The organism is uncultured Idiomarina sp. (genome assembly GCF_964010655.1).
Taxonomy (GTDB): Bacteria; Pseudomonadota; Gammaproteobacteria; order Enterobacterales; family Alteromonadaceae; genus Idiomarina; species Idiomarina baltica.
Genome location: NZ_CAXGLS010000029.1, coordinates 1 through 16,245, shown reverse-complemented (window position 1 = coordinate 16,245; position 16,245 = coordinate 1). Strand labels below are relative to the sequence as shown.

Here is a 16,245-nt window from a genome sequence, read left to right as displayed (position 1 = left end):
ACCTATTAAGATAATCGAAAAAGCAATAATCACAGGTGAACAATGAGCAAATTACCGAGTTTGAAAAATCTGAACTACCTGATTGCATTACATCAGCAGCAAAACTTTAATCGCGCCGCAGCCGCCTGTAACGTCAGTCAGTCGACGCTAAGTAGCGGCATTCAGAACCTAGAAGAGCAATTGGGCTGCCAATTGATCGAGCGTGACCATAAGTCATTTTTGTTTACCGCGCTCGGTGAAGAGGTCGTTGAACAAGCGAGAAAGATTATCACCTCGACCGAAGAGCTGATGCACTATGCCAAAGGCCATGGCAATATTATGGAAGGCCCTGTACGCCTAGGTATTATCCCTACCATCGCGCCTTTCGTCGTCGCTGAACTGAGTCGTCGCGTTCAGGCCAAGTTTACCAAACTCGATCTACAGATTTCTGAAGACACCACGGCCAATTTATTGAGTGCTCTACGCGACGGTGAGCTGGATATATTGCTGTTAGCGCTACCGATGGATATTCATGGCAACCAGAAGTGGTTACTCGGGCGCGATCCGTTCAAATTGGTTGCGCACAAAGAAATAGCTGATCAGCTTGGAGAGCCCGTTGACTACGATAAGCTACCCGATGGTAGTATTTTCTTGCTCGAGAAAGAGCACTGTTTAACGGGACATGCGGTATCGGCATGCCAATTAACCGATACGGTTAAAGTCAATCCGTTTACGGCGACAAGCTTACACAGCCTCGTTCAGATGGCCGACGCTAAGAAAGGTGCCACTTTTATGTCACAAATGGCGATTGACCGCGGCATCCTTGATAACACCGACCTCAAGCCTTTGAAACCAGCAGGTCAGGAAGCGTTCCGTGATATCGGTATGGTTTATCGACCCACCACAAGTCGGCGCCAAACTTTTCGTAAACTGGCAGAACTCATCGCGCCGTTACTGCCAGTGAATACGCTGAACTGAGTCTATCGCCTACGTGCTGGCGGAAGCGGATAACGCTCCGCCAGACTGATACTTTCACCATCCGGTTTAATGACACGCGCATGGCGGCGGTTAAGCTGACGCGGATCGGTCACCCCACACGAATGAGCAATTATATTAACGCCGTATTCAAGGTATTTGTGGTAATTGGCGACGCGTTCCGATTTATCTTGTGGATCTAAACCACGTTGCAATTTCGGGTCATCGGTCGTCACACCGGTCGGGCAAGTGTTTTTATTACACTGCATGGCTTGAATACAACCGAGCGAAAACATAAAACCACGGGCTGAGACAACAAAGTCGGCTCCCATTGCAATCGCCCAAGCAACATCCGCAGGCGAGATCATTTTGCCAGAGCAAATAATACGAATACGTTTGTGTAAACCGGCTTCGGTTAACTTATCGACCAAGATAGGCAGGCTCTCTGAAAGCTTTAGCCCGACATAATCAATGAGTGGCTGTGGTGCGGCGCCTGTACCACCATCGGCACTATCGAGCGTAATAAAATCTGGGGCCGCTTCTTCACCGCGGCTGAGTATGCTATCGACTAACTCGTCTATCCAACTTGGGTCACCCATGACAAATTTAAAGCCCGTGGGTTTGCCGGTAATCGTGCGTACTTTATCGATGAAATCGAGTAGCTCTTCATTATTGCTAATTTCAGGGTGGCGGTTAGGGCTAATCGCATCTTCGCCCACCTTAATACCACGAATTTCGGCAATTTCTTGATTGACCTTAATGCCAGGTAGAATACCGCCTTTCCCTGGTTTGGCACCTTGGCTTAATTTAATTTCAAACATTTTAACCGAATCATGTCGCCCTAATTCAGCTAGACGTGACTCATCGAGTTTGCCGTCTTTCGTGCGCACACCAAACTTTGCTGTACCCATCTGAAAAACCACATCGCAGTGACCCGATAAATGATAGGGCGATAAGCCACCTTCCCCGGTGTTAAGCCAGCAACCGGCCTTCTTTGCTCCTGCAGATAACGCTTTAACGGCAACCGGCGATAACGCGCCATAACTCATGCCGGAAATATGAAAATATGACGTCGGCGAGTAGGGCTTTTCGCAATACGGACCAATTTTTACGGGCTGCGGGCTCACCGATTGTTCGGCTAGTGGCGGATAGGGCGCATTACTAAAAATAATCGTCCCTGTGCGAGTCAAATCTCGGGTCGAGCCAAAAGCAACATTACGATCGGCGTTTTTAGCGGCGCGATATACCCAACTTCGTTGCGCTCGGTTAAAAGGCATTTCCTCGCGATCCATGGCGAAAAAATATTGCCGCATAAATTCGCCCATACGTTCAAATATATAACGAAAGCGACCAACTACAGGGTAGTTACGCCTGATCGTATGACGCGTTTGTATTTTATCAACAACATACATCACACCGACACTAACGACGAGCGTAATGATGCCTAAAACAAAAAGCGCTACTAACCACTGAGCAACGGTTAGTAGCGCTGAATTATCAAACCAAGATTGACTTTGCATTATCGAGCTTCTTGTACCTTATTCAGTGAAGCTGTGATTGAATCCGCATTAACACGATCCATTGAATGCGTTTGCAATTGACTCCAATCGACAGGTCCACCGACGTGTTCCTCAATTAATCGACGGCTTTCATCCTTGGTGAGAGGACCATCTACTTTGATGGTATATAAGCCATCACCCTCGTTATTTTCTGCATTCGCAGAGTCCGGCAAATAAATTGTACCGTTGTTAAAGTCCACAGCGTAAGCAATAAGACCAGGAATAACGAATAATAATAAGCCAACACCGTTCAGAGCTGCGACGCCAGCATCAATACGTCCACCCGTTTGACCTTTACGCTCCGGATATAACAAAGTTCCGCACGCAGTTAAGTGCAAAATCAGTGTGACACTCACGGCCGCCTTTAACAATGACTTGGATTTCATAAGCTTTCCTTTAGTTTTGTAATTAATAGTTAACAACATTATTAAGTAAGGCTGTGATTTATAAAGAGATCAAGAAAAGTCATCAAAATCTTAAATTAATACGTATACTAAAAATATTAAAAACTATACAAGTTAATTATGGAGGCTCCATGAAAAGCAACCTCACTGCAGTAGCAGCTGCGCTTTTGTCAGCGACGATGAGTACCTCGGTACTCGCGCAAGAAGTCGAGACAGAACGTCACACGCTGTCGCTAGAGACCATTAGCGAAGGACTTAACCACCCTTGGGGAATCGCCTTTTTACCATCGGGTGATATGCTGGTTACCGAGCGTTCAGGTACGCTAAATATTATTACTCAAGCCGGTCAGAAAACACCCATACAAGGTACGCCTGAGGTGGTTGCAAAAAGCCAAGGTGGTCTACTAGACGTTAACATCGATCCCGACTACGCAGATAATGGCTGGGTCTATATCAGTTATTCAGAAAAAGACCCCAAAGGAGGTAATGGCAATAGCACCGCCGTTATGCGAGGTAAAATTGACGGAGATAAATGGACTCAAGGCGAGGTTATTTTTCGCCAAGCGCCAAAGTATGAAAGTAACGCTCACTTCGGGTCCCGTCTTGTATTCTCTCCCGAAGGGCATCTATTTATTACTTTAGGCGAGCGTTATTCCAGAATGCAAGATGCACAAACGTTAGATAATCATCACGGAAAAATTGTGCGTATTTGGTCCGATGGCTCAATTCCTAAAGATAATCCCTTTGTCGGCAATGACGGTGCACTTGACGAAATCTGGTCTTATGGACACCGCAACGTCCAAGGTGCCGCTATTCATCCTGATACGGGCGAGCTATGGACGATTGAACATGGCCCACAGGGCGGTGATGAAGTTAATATTCCCAAAGCAGGTAAGAACTATGGCTGGCCGACCATCACATATGGCGAAGACTACGGTGGCGGTGAAATCGGTATTGGCACACATAAGGAAGGCATGGAGCAACCGTTTTACTACTGGCTTCCTTCAATTGCCACGGCTGGCTCAATTTTCTATACCGGCGATAAATTTCCAAAGTGGAAAGGCGATTTACTGGTGACTGCCTTACGCGGACAAACAATTGCACGGTTAGATCTTGAAGAAGGTCGTGTTCTGCACGAAGAACGGATGTTAGAAGACGCAACCAGCTTCCGTATCCGTGATATTGAACAAGGTCCTGAAGGATTCTTATATATTCTGACCGATGCCGATAGTGGCCAACTTATTAAACTGTCACCCGTAAAATAATTATGAAGTATTTACGCACAGTAACAGGGCTGGCTCTTGCGCCAGCCCTTTGTTTTAGCCAAGAAATTAATGAAATCATCGAGGTGAATGCGCAGCAGTCCGGTAGCGAATGGCGAATGACCCCCGGTAGCGTTGACCTTATCGATATCAACCAGCAACTGCCATCTTTGAATATTGATGCGGGAGATACACTTCGCGCCATTCCGGGTATTCAGGCGGATACACGCTACAACTATGCCCAGGACACGCGTCTCGTCGTGCGTGGATTCGGTGCACGCGCAGCATTCGGTGTGCGTGGCTTGCAGTTGAATGTCGATGGTGTACCTCTGTCCATGCCTGATGGCCAAGCGCAAACCTCAAGTATCATTTTAGACGAAGCAGAAACAGTCGAAGTGTTCCGCGGTCCACTCGCTGTTCTATACGGTAACACGGGCGGAGGCGTGGTCGAATGGAACACGCGTGCACCACAGCGAACCACGAGTGAGATTGCTGTAGCCGCAGGTGCCAACGATCTTAACCGCGCCAAAGGCCAATTTGACTGGGTCAATGATGCTCACAAATTGCGCTTCATCGCCACCGACTTGTACACCGCGGGACCTCGCCCTCACAATACGGCAAAGCGACAGCAACAAGGATTGCGGTACTACTTTGATATCAACGACCAACAACAACTTATCCTACGGTACGACAACAACAACGCCCCATTGTTAGAAGATCCAAGTGCGCTAACCCCCAGTGCTTGGCGCCAAAACCCCGACCAAACCGTCGGTCGAGCCATTGATTTCAATACCCGAAAATCCATTCATCATCGGCAAGGTTCTCTGACATGGAAGCTCGACGCAGATGGTTATCGCGCACGTATTGCGGCTTGGCAGGGTGATCGCGACGTTGTCCAGTTCTTACCCTTTGCAGGAGACGCCATTGGTAGCTCGGGCGCCGTGATCGATTTGTCGCGCCAGTTCGAAGGCAGCTCAGCTTATGTAGAGTGGCAAGCCACAGCGCAAACAGATATAGGTTTTGGTTTGCGATACGAGCGCCAGCAAGACCATCGGTTCGGTTTTGTGAACGATGAAGGTGAAAAGGGTGACTTGCGTCGCAACGAGTTTAACTATGTTAGAAAGCAAGCCGTTTATACTCGTTTAACGCATCGATTTAATGAACAATGGCGAATAACCGCTGGCGCTCGACACAGCCGCTTTGACTTCTCGGTAGACGACCAGTTTATTATGCCAGGCGATCCCGATGACAGCGGTCAAAATGAGCTCAGTGATAACTCCGGAGCGGTCGGTCTTACATGGGCGTTTGCGCCGCGTTGGTCAACCTATATCAGCCTAGGGTCAGGCTTCGAAACACCCACCTTGACTGAGTTGGCTTATCGTAATAATGGCAGTGGCCTCAATACCGAACTATCGCCCAGTCAATATCGACAAACCGAATGGGGCTTAAAATTTAATTCAGCAGGACGGTTTTCCTCGCAATTGGCAATGTTCGATATTCAGTCTGAGGACGACATTGTTATTGATCAATCGAACGACGGACGCACGACCTACCGCAACGCAGGTGAGACTGAACGTCAAGGTATCGAGTGGCAGCTTAACGTACAGCTAACTGAGCAATTAGATAGCTTTGTATCCTACAGTTATATCGATGCCAACTATCAAGGAGGTCTTTATAACGGTAAGCAACTGCCTGGGGTCGCTGACAGCCAATGGTTTACACGACTCACTTGGCAGCCCACACAAGCCACTCAAGTTCAACTACTTGGACAATATCGCGGTGAAACTTACGCCGACGATAGTAATACAGTAAAAGCACCGAGCTACGTAAAATGGGATTTGGCCTTAACCCAGCAATGGCAAATAGCCGAGAACGAGTTTGAAGCTTGGCTTCGAGTGGATAATTTGTTGGATAGAAACTACGTAGGAGCAGTCGTTGTTAATCAGGGCAGTGGTCGTTCATTTGAACCCGGAATCGGTCGTTCGGCAAGTATTGGGATTAGCTGGCATCATCTATTTTGATGCCAGCTCTATTATCATACGATTACAACATTGCCCGTAACACATCGAGCAAACGCTCAGCCGTTTGCTCAGATGATGCCGGGTTTTGACCCGTAATCAGCATACCATCCTGCACAGCATAAGACTGCCAGTCGTCAACCTTACGATAGTGACCGCCTTTTGCTGATAACTCATCCTCGAGGAGGAAAGGAACCACGTCTGATAAACCGACGCCGTCCTCTTCGGAGTTACTAAATCCAGTAACCGTGCGACCTTGGACTAAAGGGTCTCCGCCCGGTGTTTTTGCATTAAGCAGTACCGCAGGGGCATGACATACTGCCGCGACAGGCTTACCTTTCGACCAAAACTTTTCAATCAAATCAATCGATTGTTCATCGTTAGTGAGATCCCACAATGGACCATGTCCACCTGGGTAAAAGATAGCATCAAAATCATCAACACAGACTTCATCGAGCTTGCATGTACTACTGAGCTTGTTCTGCGCATCCTGATCTTCATTAAAGCGTTTCGTCGCCTCTGTTTGAGCATCTTCCGCTTCACTATTCGGATCAATCGGTGGTTGCCCGCCTTTAGGCGAAGCAATTGTCACATCCGCGCCAGCATCGACAAACGTGTAAAACGGTGCGGCAAATTCCTCTAACCAAAACCCTGTTTTATTACCCGTATCACCTAACTCATCGTGAGACGTCATAACCATTAAAATCTTCACGGTTTACTCCTTAGCGTTTGTACTCGTGCCCTTAATACGTTTTCAGCTTTCAGATTGATCAGTTTGACCTTCAAGCCAACGATAAAGCGTGCGCCGCGTGACCCCTAAAATCTCCGCCGCTTTCTTCTTATTGCCACCCACATGATTCATAACGTCCTGAATATATGCATCTTGATGGGATTGCAATGTATGCCAGTGTGGTTGCTTATCGGCTGTCGGATCACGCACTTCCAGCATGCGCTCGGGTAAATCATCGACTTGTAAATGGTGCGACTGCGCGAAAGTCACCGCGCGCTCAATCGCGTTTTGTAGTTCTCGGACGTTGCCAGGAAAACGATAACGATAGAGTATATCCAAAGCATCGGTATCAATGTCAGTGATACGCTTGCCTGCCTTTTCTGCATACACACTAATAAAGTGATGCGCTAAACGCTCAACGTCCTCACCTCGCTCCCGCAACGCGGGGACTTTCACACTGAAGGTTTCTAGCCGGTAAAATAAATCTTCACGAAACTCGCCATCCCGCACACGCTGCTCTAAATTTTGATGGGTTGCAGCAATAATACGTACATCAACTTTTTCTTCGTCATCACTACCTACCGCGCGTAGCGTACCTTCTTGTAACACCCGGAGCAGTTTAGCTTGAAGTGCTAACGGCATTTCACCGATTTCATCAAGCAATAGAGTGCCACCATCAACCTGTTTGAACAGCCCCAAGCGTTTACCCTGAGCGCCGGTGAACGCCCCTTGCGTATGACCAAAAAACTCACTTTCCATCAGTTCTGAGGGTATACCCGCACAATTGACCGCTTGAAAAGACTTATCACGCCGCTCGCTAAGCTCATGGATTGCGCGCGCAACCAGCTCTTTACCAGTGCCGGATTCGCCCGTAATAAGTACACTACCTCCGGCTGTGCCGAGCCGCTCAATTTGATGATACAACTTGCGCATTGCGGGACTTTGCCCGATAAGGCCCGCGGGTCCTTTTTGCTGTGACTTAAAACGAGTCAACTCTTGCTTTAATAAGCGGTGCTCCAACACACGTTGAACACTCAGAAGCAGGTGCTCAACATCAAGTGGCTTAGTCAAAAAGTCAGCTGCCCCTTGTTTTAGCGCATCAACCGCCTGGTCGACAGTGGCAAACGCAGTAATAAGAATAAGTGCAGGAGCGCCCGCCTCTCTGACATGCTCAAGTAGTGACAAACCTGAAGAACCGGGTAAGCGAATATCACTGACAACGACATCAACCGAAGGCAGCTCAGCTTGATAGTCCTCGGTTGATGGAAAGGCAAAAACTTTGTAGTCCTCTGCTTCAAGCTCCTCAACAAGTAGCTCACGTAGCGCTGAATCATCTTCAACAACGGCGATTTGCGCTTTACTCGCTGTCATTCGAACCTCCTGTCTTTAGTTCCTTTTGAGGAAGTAACAAAATAACGCAACAACCACCTTCAGGGCGGTTCTCAAGCTTCAACTCACCCTCGTGATCGCTCATGATGTGCTGCACAATAGTCAATCCCAGCCCCGTGCCTTCACCGGTTGTTTTGCTACTGTAAAAAGGCGAGGTGGCATGTGCTTGAGCGCGCTGAGTGAGTCCGTCGCCATCATCCATAATCATGATTTCGGTCGAGCTAGGTGTTTGACTCACAGCAATACGCACCTCTGATTTAGCCGCTTGATACGCGTTTCGTAGTACATTCACTAACGCAAGCTCCATACGCGAGACATCAACCGTACAAACATCATCGCCCTGATACTCAACAACACACTGGATATCGTCATTCTCCAGCTCAAACCCCACACTGGTGCATGCACGCTCTATCAGCACTTTTATTGCCACTTGTTGGCGTTCGCTCACAGGCGTGCGAGAAAAGGCGAGTAGTTGATTGACCAATCTTGTTAAGCGATGCACTTGCCCTCGAATGGCTTGTAACTGACGCCTGTCATCTTCAGAGTCGGTATGCCGTAAAAGCTTTTTAGCACGATTATCAATCACCGTAAGCGGTGCACCTAGCTCGTGAGCGACACCACTCGAAACCGAACCGATAGCCGCCATTTTTTCTTGTTCACGTAAGGCTTCATTTAGACGCTGCTCTTCTTGACGTCTATCCCGGATCTCTTGCTCGGCACGAGTGACCGCTTCTAGCATCTCGTTAAGACCTTGGCTTATCGCGACGATCTCGCTCGGTCCATGGGTATCAACCCGAACATCGCGCCGTCCCTCAGCGACCTGTTGCATAATATTGCGAAGATACAAAACATGGCGCCCAACGCCGCGATAATGACCAAAAACTAAAACGGCAATCGTCACCACGGCAAAAATAAACCAACTAATCCACGCGACTTGGCTTAGTTGCTCAAACCGTTCATCAAAATCGCTGGCGCGTCGATTAATTTGCAGAAGGCCAATAATACGGCCGCCACGATCAACAATAGGAAGGAACTGGGAAAACACCTCACGCCCCTCAACTTGACGGTAGTCATCTTGTGAGACGCCGGTTTGTACAGTTTGTCGAGCTAACCAACTGTCTGATAAGTCAGTCTCTGTAACACCTGCCTCTGCGACTTGCTGACCATTTACGTCATAAACTGAAGCGCCATAAACGCGTCCAATATTAAAAACCGAATCTAAGTTCGCTTGCACAGTCGCCAAGTCATTGTTTAAAAGCGCATCACTGATCGGCAAACTAATCGCCCGCCCAATCAATTTAAGATCGGTCTTAAGACGTTCCTCTTCTTGCTGACCCGCTATATTCAATCCAAACGTTATCGCAGCCCCAGAAATTAATAGCATTGGAATAACCACATAAAGCAATAAACGGCGCTGAATACTCGAGAGCGGTAAAGTGTATCTTTTTGTCACATTACCTCCTTTGTGTGTATCAAAAGGATACATAAGAAATCGTAAATTTTCCTTGTTTGATTACAGGTATTTATTTTTTCCTTATTTTTCATGACGTTAAAAACTTGGCACAGTATTCGCTTTATCTAAAGTGATTAAATTTCTTGAACAACAGGAGTTCACGATGAAAAAGACAATGATTGCAATCGCATCAGCAATGACATTAGCGACTACTGCAGCCGCTGCGCAAACTCAAGACAACGCAGCACAAAATCAAATGGCACAACAGCAAGCTCAGCAAAAAATTACTGAAGGCATGCTGGTCAAGTTTGTCGCTGCAATGGAAGACGTTCAAAAAGTAACGACGAAATATCGCGACAAATTTCAAAATGCTGAAAATCAAGAAGAAGCGCGTAGCATCCAGCAAGAAGCGCAGAAAGAGATGATCGCAGCAGTGAAAGATTCTGGTCTTTCACCACAACAGTACAACATGATCATTCAACGCGCTCAAAGCGATAAAGAGTTGCGTTCTCGCCTTAAAGAAATGACTTCAGGTGAAGGTAACTCGTAAGCATCGATGTTAACGTTAATTTAAAGGGCGGTCATAGTACCGCCCTTTTTTGATCATAATTGACCTCCACAACGTAGCATTTAATATTCACACGAATTTAAAAGGAGTGTCTTAGTGAAAGCAGCAGACCTCATGGTAAAAGCTCTCGAAAATGAGGGTGTACAATATGTGTTCGGTATCCCAGGAGAAGAGAATCTCGATTTACTTGAATCTCTCTCAAACTCATCAATTGAACTGGTGTTAACGCGCCATGAGCAAGCTGCGGGCTTTATGGCGGCGACCTATGGGCGGTTAACAGGAAAGCCGGGGGTTTGTTTATCAACACTTGGGCCTGGAGCGACCAATTTAGTGACATCCGTTGCTTATGCACAACTCGGTGCGATGCCAATGGTCGTGATCACGGGACAGAAGCCAATAAAAGATCGGCCGCAAGGTCAATTCCAGATCATTGATGTCATCGATATGATGACGCCTATCACCAAGTACACTCAACCGATTATCAGTGCAAAGACGATACCTTCACACGTACGGGAGGCTTTCCGTCGTGCCGAAGATGAACGACCAGGTGCAGCGCACCTTGAGCTATCAGACGATATTGCAGCTGAAGAAGTGGATGCTACCCCAATTACACCGAGTTACTCGCGTCGTCCAATTACTGAGCATAAGTCTGTCGATTACGTTTTGAAACTGCTTAAGGAAGCTAAGCATCCGCTCATCGTCATTGGTGCCGCAGCCAACCGTAAAATTACGGCAAAAATGCTTCGTGCGTTCGTCGATAAAACAGGAATTCCATTTATCACAACGCAAATGGGTAAAGGTGTCATTAATGAAGATCACCCACGTTGGTTAGGGAATGCTGCGGTATCTGATGGCGATTACCCACATCGTGCCATAGAACAAGCTGACTTAATCCTCAATGTCGGCCACGATGTCGTTGAGAAACCGCCATTCATGATGAAACCTGATCAACGCAAGGTGGTTCATATTAACTTCCAAGGCGCCCAAGTCGATTCTGTTTATTTCCCACACGCCAGTATGATTGGCGATATAGGCAACAGCATTTGGCAGCTTAAAGAAGGTATCGAGCCGCAGTCTCATTGGGATTTTGAATTTATGCTGAAAGTCCGCGAACACATGCGTGACCACACCGACGAAGGCGCACATGACGAGGCTTTCCCTATGCTACCTCAGCGCCTAGTAGAGGAAGTGAGAGAAGTTATGCCAGACGACGGCATCATTGCGTTGGACAACGGTATTTATAAAATTTGGTTTGCTCGCAATTATCCTGCACGCCAGCCAAACACCGTGTTGCTCGATAATGCACTGGCCTCGATGGGCGCCGGTTTACCATCTGCCATGGCTGCTAAACTGGTCCACCCAAACCGCAAGGTAGTTTCTATCTGCGGCGACGGCGGCTTTATGATGAATTCGCAAGAAATCGAAACCGCTGTTCGTATGAATCTCGATTTGGTTGTGCTTATTCTTAACGACAGCGCTTACGGTATGATTAAGTGGAAACAAGAGCACATGGGTTTGCACGACTTTGGCTTGGACTTTAAGAACCCTGACTTTATCAAGTACGCGGAAGCTTACGGTGCTAACGGCTACCGGTTAGAAGCAACAGAAGAATTGCAGCCACTGATGCGTGACTGCATGGAGAAAGGTGGCGTGCACATCATCGACGTTCCCGTTGATTACTCACGCAATGTTGAATTACTCAACGAGGAAATTCCTAAACGCGCAAAAGCGATCCAAGCCTAATCTTTAAGGCTTGGATGCGTATCTGCAAAGATAGGATAGTCGTTAATTTTGTCTAAAAATGCCTGCAGCTTGGGGAATTCGTTTAACGAAATCAGTGAACGAAAGAGTCCCCAGCTCAGGAAACAACCTAAGCGCAGTTCACCATCGCTGAACGGATGCGGTCCCTCATAAGCAACAGCATGGTCACGGCTCTCCATTAAAGCGAGAATTTCATGCACGCGCTCATGCTGGCGCTTCATGTAGCCATTGTTGTCTGGCGTCACACCTTCCTTGCTCAATAAAAACAGATTAATGGTGGCGTCCATCGCTGTATTCACCAAACAATACTGGTCAAAGTCAGTGGTGTCCGCGAAAAAACGCTCGCCGTTCTTTTCACGCACATATTTTAATATGCTCGAAGAATCAAAAAAGCGCAGGTCGTTATGATGTAAAAAAGGCACCTTTTTAGCAGGACTCAGCTTTGCACTCATATCGTGATCAGTCTCGGTAAACGAATACGCTAACCCCGTTTCTTTAAAGGCAATACGACAGTGCCGTACATACGGTGAAGTATAACTACCAAACAGTTCCATAAACCGCTCTCCTATTAATGGTCTCGACAGGGCTCGATACCGCGACCCAGCCCAACACGTCTTCGATCAGGTGCCAATTTAATACGCGTTCATTAAGCGTCTCACCTGCACTTAATTTAAACGCCGCATAGCCATTAACGGCGACACCAAAAACCGCCAGTCCGATCATTCCTTCAGCAACGGGCATCACGGGATCAAATAAGCGAGGGATGGCGGTATAAAGCACCCAGACCGAACCGGCAATTAGAATCACCGCATTAATAAAAGCCCCGACCAATGAAAGCCGCTGATACCCGTACGTGAAGGTGCGAGATGGATCCCGCTTACTGAACTTGTTGAGTAACCAGGCTAGGCCTATAGATAAGCTATCGCCTAGATCGTGCACCGCATCTGCAAGGATCGCTGTACTGTTCGTTAAAACACCACCAATAAACTCAATGATGGTGAAAGCCAAGTTGAGAAAAAATGCCCAACCAATCCGGTTCGAAGACATATCGTGGTGATGGTGATGATGGTGATCGTGACTCATAAACTCCACTTGTTAACTCAGTGAGACGGACAACAGAGTGTGTGTTGGTTTAGTAACTACTATGACACGATAAGATGTATATGCGAAGCATATCGCGATTTATGTCGCACTGACTTCGTCATTTTGGGCTGACAACACAGTACTATTATATTATTGTAAAAATAATGTTATCAAAATAAGAGAACACAGTGCGAAAACTTCTTATACTTGGATTGCTTTTAACGAGCTTCAACGCCCTTGGCAAAACATTTGAAACACCTACTTTTCTCATTCAATGCCAAGATTGTACAACCGGTCAACTCCGTGACTGGTTCTTCAACACGATCGTTCTTAATACAAATAAAAACCCGGAAAAAGAACATCAACGCATCTACTCAGAATATCGCATCATCGTACATCGACCTGAGTCATCTCGGTACGACGCGTTTAAAGTGATCGCACCCGTAACACGCTTAATGCAAGGTGATATTAAACCAGAAACCTTTAACGTCTCACAGACCTCTCATACAAACAGTGAAACCTACCTCGCGAAGCAGCTGTTTGCCTATGCAAAGCAAATCGATAAACAATTAGATCATATCGGCGACCAATTAAGCCGTTCGTTTAAAGCTACGGATGAGTATCAGCAATGGCTTAACTCAAATAACACGCAAGCTAATAACCACGTCTGCACAAATAACCCTCAATATCTTGGATTAACGTCTTTCTTTTCAGTTGATGCGCGTAAAAAGTTACAACAACAAGCAAGCCAACTGTTCAGCGAAATCGACTTCAACAGTGAACCATCGACGATCGAGGTAGCCAACCAGTCTCGGTTTATTAAGGGCACTCTCAATCAGTCTTCTATTTACTTGATTAAGCGAAAGCCGTTTCATAATTCGACAATATCCTTAAATTTTGCCGATCCGGAGGACCCAAAAGACTCTGCGAAAGCAACATTCCTCCTGACATTAAAGGGCGATACGCTGACTATTAATCCTACTGAGTCGTTAACGCGGCTAGGCAACAAGAGCCTGAGTCTTTTCGAAGACTTTGGCGGAGAAGTGTCGCCATGTGCTGTTGTGGCAATGAATAGCTATCAAACACCTCAAACAATTCGACAAACACAGAAAGAGCCTAGACTTGCAGCTAATGTTAATCCCGATAATCCACATTTATGCGCATACATTTATGATGCGCAAGATAAAACACGCAGATTGATTCTAGGCGCAACCTGTAGCTTGATGTCGGATGGAGCTGATACCGTTGATAGCCGCTAGCTATAGGATTCCGAAAGGCTTCTATCTTTCGTCTGACGGCAACAAATTGGTCAAGAGTTGAATTTACCAGAGGCTACATTATGACCTTAATACTAGTCCACGTTGCGATCATAGCTCTCATCACGCTAATCTGTATAAAAATTAAAGTATGGGTGCCTATGCTTATCACCTTAATTCTATCCTTTACTTATTTTTATTGGATAATCAGTAACAGCCAACCGGACGGTCTTTCAAACATAGTTTCTTTATTTGGCCTCCTCTTTATACAATATTATGTGGCGGATTTTGGTTTCTCTTTAATAAAATACGGTTAGCGTTATAAAGGTTATCAGTGGGAAAATTCGGGGTTTTATATCAAGCCTAATGACTACCGTTTTAATCTAATTAAAAAATTGAAGTAGGTTGTGCAAGTGATTAAATTTAAGTTCAATCATTTTTGGTTTGTTTTTCTTTTGTTGTTTTTTTGCAGTATTCTGTACTTTATCTGGCCAACCAAGGATCTGGTCATTAATTTTTATAAGACAGGAGAAGGTAGCCCATTTGAGGCAATAATGACCGTTGGCATGACACTCCTTTTTTTCTCAGTATTTATTTACATGCCGTTTCGAATAATTACTGAACCATTTTTTTCATATTGGATAGAAAACGATACCCTTTTCATTAAAAAGTTCGGCAAAACTAAGGAAATTCCACTTAATAAAATGGTCTATGTACTTCGAAAGCCATTATGGACAAGATTTCTTAGCGCGCCCTATATGCTTTTTTACTACAATGACAAGCGTTACAGAATACCGTCAGGATTTTACCTTTCTGAAAAAGATTATGAGTATTTAAAAACAAAAGTAGATATAACGGAACAGGGTAACTTAGAGGTGAAAGTTTAGTGTCATCCAGCAAAAAAAGGACATCTAATGTTACTCAAAAGATACATTTTATGTCCTTATTAGCCGTTGTGGTGCGGTAATAAAGTTTCATACTGAGCAGCTTCGTATGTGCTGCTACTCAGCAAAGAATATGGACCTCAAAGAAATAAAGTTGCATACTCGCAAAGCTTTACAACGATGCAACTTAACCAAACGTGTAATAAAGTCGCATACCACTCATTAATATTCCCAAAACACCGTGCATGCCATGTATTCACCTAAAATAATTTTTACTTGAATACCATCGCTCAGTTGCAATGTGTGATACCTATAAACTCCCTCTTGAACGTCCACCCAATCATTTACAATTAAGGGAAGTACCTCGTCTTCATCAAGGACAGAGTCGAGTTTGACTTCGACTACATACATTCTTTGGATGTTACGGCAACCAACTTCTCCAAGCTGTCCCATTACGGTTGCGCCATCAAAGTCGTCCCATTCACTTTCAGACATTGAAGAAACCAAATCAAATACTAATTTTGATGGTTCATCCCTAGGAACTAAACTCAGCTCAAAAGCTGCATGGCCAACTGCCAGCTTCCGGATTATGTTCGCAAATCTTTTGGTATTAAACCAAAATGAACCACGCTTTGCGTTTGCCTTCTCGTCTTGTATCATCTTATGGAGAGCAGGCTTCCTTTTTAGTGTATTCTTAATTTTACTACTCTCGAGCAAATCAATCTTCGTTGTTCCCGCCATCATACAAGCCAATACACATGCAATATATTCCTCATCCAAGGAGTATGAGCTATTACAGCTCTCGCAAGCCGCCATTACTGGCAAGTTATTCGGATAGGGCTTGGTTAACAGAATTCGAGAAGGAACATGCGGTGTTTTTCAACCGAGTTGTCCAAAAAACCTGTTTTAAGCAACCGCAGTATT

Annotated in this window: 14 protein-coding genes and 1 pseudogene; 7 read left to right on the top strand and 8 right to left on the bottom strand. The window is 45.9% G+C overall.

What is annotated here, in order from left to right; all coding sequences use genetic code 11:
• Positions 1 to 42: 42 nt before the first annotated feature.
• On the top strand, positions 43 to 957 hold the full coding sequence (locus tag ABNS04_RS08335) for a hydrogen peroxide-inducible genes activator (protein WP_006954718.1): 915 nt from the start codon (positions 43 to 45) through the stop codon (positions 955 to 957).
• Between the two features lie 2 nt (positions 958 to 959).
• On the opposite strand, the gene ABNS04_RS08330 is transcribed toward ABNS04_RS08335, so the two are convergent.
• Both ABNS04_RS08330 and ABNS04_RS08325 read right to left on the bottom strand, forming a co-directional pair.
• Complete coding sequence (locus ABNS04_RS08330) at positions 960 to 2,474, bottom strand: FMN-binding glutamate synthase family protein (RefSeq protein WP_006954720.1); 1,515 nt, start codon at positions 2,472 to 2,474, stop codon at positions 960 to 962.
• Positions 2,474 to 2,899: a hypothetical protein gene (locus ABNS04_RS08325; RefSeq protein ID WP_006954722.1), complete on the bottom strand. Its 426-nt coding sequence runs from the start codon at positions 2,897 to 2,899 to the stop codon at positions 2,474 to 2,476. The genes ABNS04_RS08330 and ABNS04_RS08325 overlap by 1 nt, the downstream gene beginning before the upstream one ends.
• Positions 2,900 to 3,048: 149 nt before the next feature.
• Here ABNS04_RS08325 and ABNS04_RS08320 point away from each other — a divergent pair, with 149 nt between their 5' ends.
• Together ABNS04_RS08320 and ABNS04_RS08315 are read left to right on the top strand one after the other, a co-directional pair.
• A complete protein-coding gene (locus ABNS04_RS08320) occupies positions 3,049 to 4,182 on the top strand; it encodes a PQQ-dependent sugar dehydrogenase (protein ID WP_272978510.1) in 1,134 nt (377 codons plus the stop codon).
• Between the two features lie 2 nt (positions 4,183 to 4,184).
• On the top strand, positions 4,185 to 6,200 hold the full coding sequence (locus ABNS04_RS08315) for a TonB-dependent receptor (protein ID WP_272978511.1): 2,016 nt from the start codon (positions 4,185 to 4,187) through the stop codon (positions 6,198 to 6,200).
• Between the two features lie 22 nt (positions 6,201 to 6,222).
• Here the strand turns inward: ABNS04_RS08315 and ABNS04_RS08310 are convergent, their stop codons facing one another.
• Genes ABNS04_RS08310 through ABNS04_RS08300 form a run of 3 tightly spaced genes read right to left on the bottom strand, consistent with a single transcriptional unit; the run spans position 6,223 to position 9,769 of the window.
• Positions 6,223 to 6,909 (bottom strand): type 1 glutamine amidotransferase domain-containing protein, encoded by a 687-nt coding sequence (locus ABNS04_RS08310; RefSeq protein WP_006954726.1) that lies wholly within the window; start codon positions 6,907 to 6,909, stop codon positions 6,223 to 6,225.
• 42 nt (positions 6,910 to 6,951) lie between these two features.
• Positions 6,952 to 8,298, bottom strand: coding sequence for a sigma-54 dependent transcriptional regulator (locus ABNS04_RS08305; protein WP_272978512.1), 1,347 nt, complete (start codon positions 8,296 to 8,298; stop codon positions 6,952 to 6,954).
• A complete protein-coding gene (locus ABNS04_RS08300) occupies positions 8,285 to 9,769 on the bottom strand; it encodes a HAMP domain-containing sensor histidine kinase (protein WP_272978513.1) in 1,485 nt (494 codons plus the stop codon). The genes ABNS04_RS08305 and ABNS04_RS08300 overlap by 14 nt, the downstream gene beginning before the upstream one ends.
• A 163-nt stretch (positions 9,770 to 9,932) precedes the next feature.
• Here ABNS04_RS08300 and ABNS04_RS08295 point away from each other — a divergent pair, with 163 nt between their 5' ends.
• On the top strand, positions 9,933 to 10,319 hold the full coding sequence (locus tag ABNS04_RS08295) for a DUF4168 domain-containing protein (RefSeq protein WP_006954729.1): 387 nt from the start codon (positions 9,933 to 9,935) through the stop codon (positions 10,317 to 10,319).
• Between the two features lie 114 nt (positions 10,320 to 10,433).
• Positions 10,434 to 12,080, top strand: a complete 1,647-nt coding sequence (locus ABNS04_RS08290) for an acetolactate synthase large subunit (protein ID WP_272978515.1) — start codon at positions 10,434 to 10,436, stop codon at positions 12,078 to 12,080.
• On the opposite strand, the gene ABNS04_RS08285 is transcribed toward ABNS04_RS08290, so the two are convergent.
• Both ABNS04_RS08285 and ABNS04_RS08280 read right to left on the bottom strand, forming a co-directional pair.
• Entirely contained in the window at positions 12,077 to 12,652 is a 576-nt protein-coding gene (locus ABNS04_RS08285) for a glutathione S-transferase family protein (RefSeq protein WP_272978516.1), read from the bottom strand. The genes ABNS04_RS08290 and ABNS04_RS08285 overlap by 4 nt on opposite strands.
• A gap of 37 nt (positions 12,653 to 12,689) precedes the next feature.
• A pseudogene (locus ABNS04_RS08280) lies at positions 12,690 to 13,181 on the bottom strand (cation diffusion facilitator family transporter); the annotation flags it as partial.
• Between the two features lie 188 nt (positions 13,182 to 13,369).
• On the opposite strand from ABNS04_RS08280, the gene ABNS04_RS08275 reads away from it, so the two are divergent.
• Positions 13,370 to 14,440 carry a hypothetical protein gene (locus ABNS04_RS08275; protein WP_272978517.1) on the top strand — a complete coding sequence of 357 codons (1,071 nt, stop codon included), beginning with the start codon at positions 13,370 to 13,372 and terminating at the stop codon, positions 14,438 to 14,440.
• A gap of 410 nt (positions 14,441 to 14,850) precedes the next feature.
• Positions 14,851 to 15,324 carry a hypothetical protein gene (locus ABNS04_RS08270; protein ID WP_272978518.1) on the top strand — a complete coding sequence of 158 codons (474 nt, stop codon included), beginning with the start codon at positions 14,851 to 14,853 and terminating at the stop codon, positions 15,322 to 15,324.
• A gap of 219 nt (positions 15,325 to 15,543) precedes the next feature.
• Here the strand turns inward: ABNS04_RS08270 and ABNS04_RS08265 are convergent, their stop codons facing one another.
• A complete protein-coding gene (locus ABNS04_RS08265) occupies positions 15,544 to 15,816 on the bottom strand; it encodes a hypothetical protein (RefSeq protein ID WP_272978519.1) in 273 nt (90 codons plus the stop codon).
• Positions 15,817 to 16,245: the final 429 nt, after the last annotated feature.

Coding starts and splice junctions, on each gene's coding strand:
- ABNS04_RS08285 (WP_272978516.1), bottom strand. CDS start 12,652: ATGGAACTGTTTGGTAGTTATACTTCACCGTATGTACGGCACTGTCGT.
- ABNS04_RS08295 (WP_006954729.1), top strand. CDS start 9,933: ATGAAAAAGACAATGATTGCAATCGCATCAGCAATGACATTAGCGACT.
- ABNS04_RS08330 (WP_006954720.1), bottom strand. CDS start 2,474: ATGCAAAGTCAATCTTGGTTTGATAATTCAGCGCTACTAACCGTTGCT.
- ABNS04_RS08320 (WP_272978510.1), top strand. CDS start 3,049: ATGAAAAGCAACCTCACTGCAGTAGCAGCTGCGCTTTTGTCAGCGACG.
- ABNS04_RS08335 (WP_006954718.1), top strand. CDS start 43: ATGAGCAAATTACCGAGTTTGAAAAATCTGAACTACCTGATTGCATTA.
- ABNS04_RS08325 (WP_006954722.1), bottom strand. CDS start 2,899: ATGAAATCCAAGTCATTGTTAAAGGCGGCCGTGAGTGTCACACTGATT.
- ABNS04_RS08265 (WP_272978519.1), bottom strand. CDS start 15,816: ATGTCTGAAAGTGAATGGGACGACTTTGATGGCGCAACCGTAATGGGA.
- ABNS04_RS08315 (WP_272978511.1), top strand. CDS start 4,185: ATGAAGTATTTACGCACAGTAACAGGGCTGGCTCTTGCGCCAGCCCTT.
- ABNS04_RS08305 (WP_272978512.1), bottom strand. CDS start 8,298: ATGACAGCGAGTAAAGCGCAAATCGCCGTTGTTGAAGATGATTCAGCG.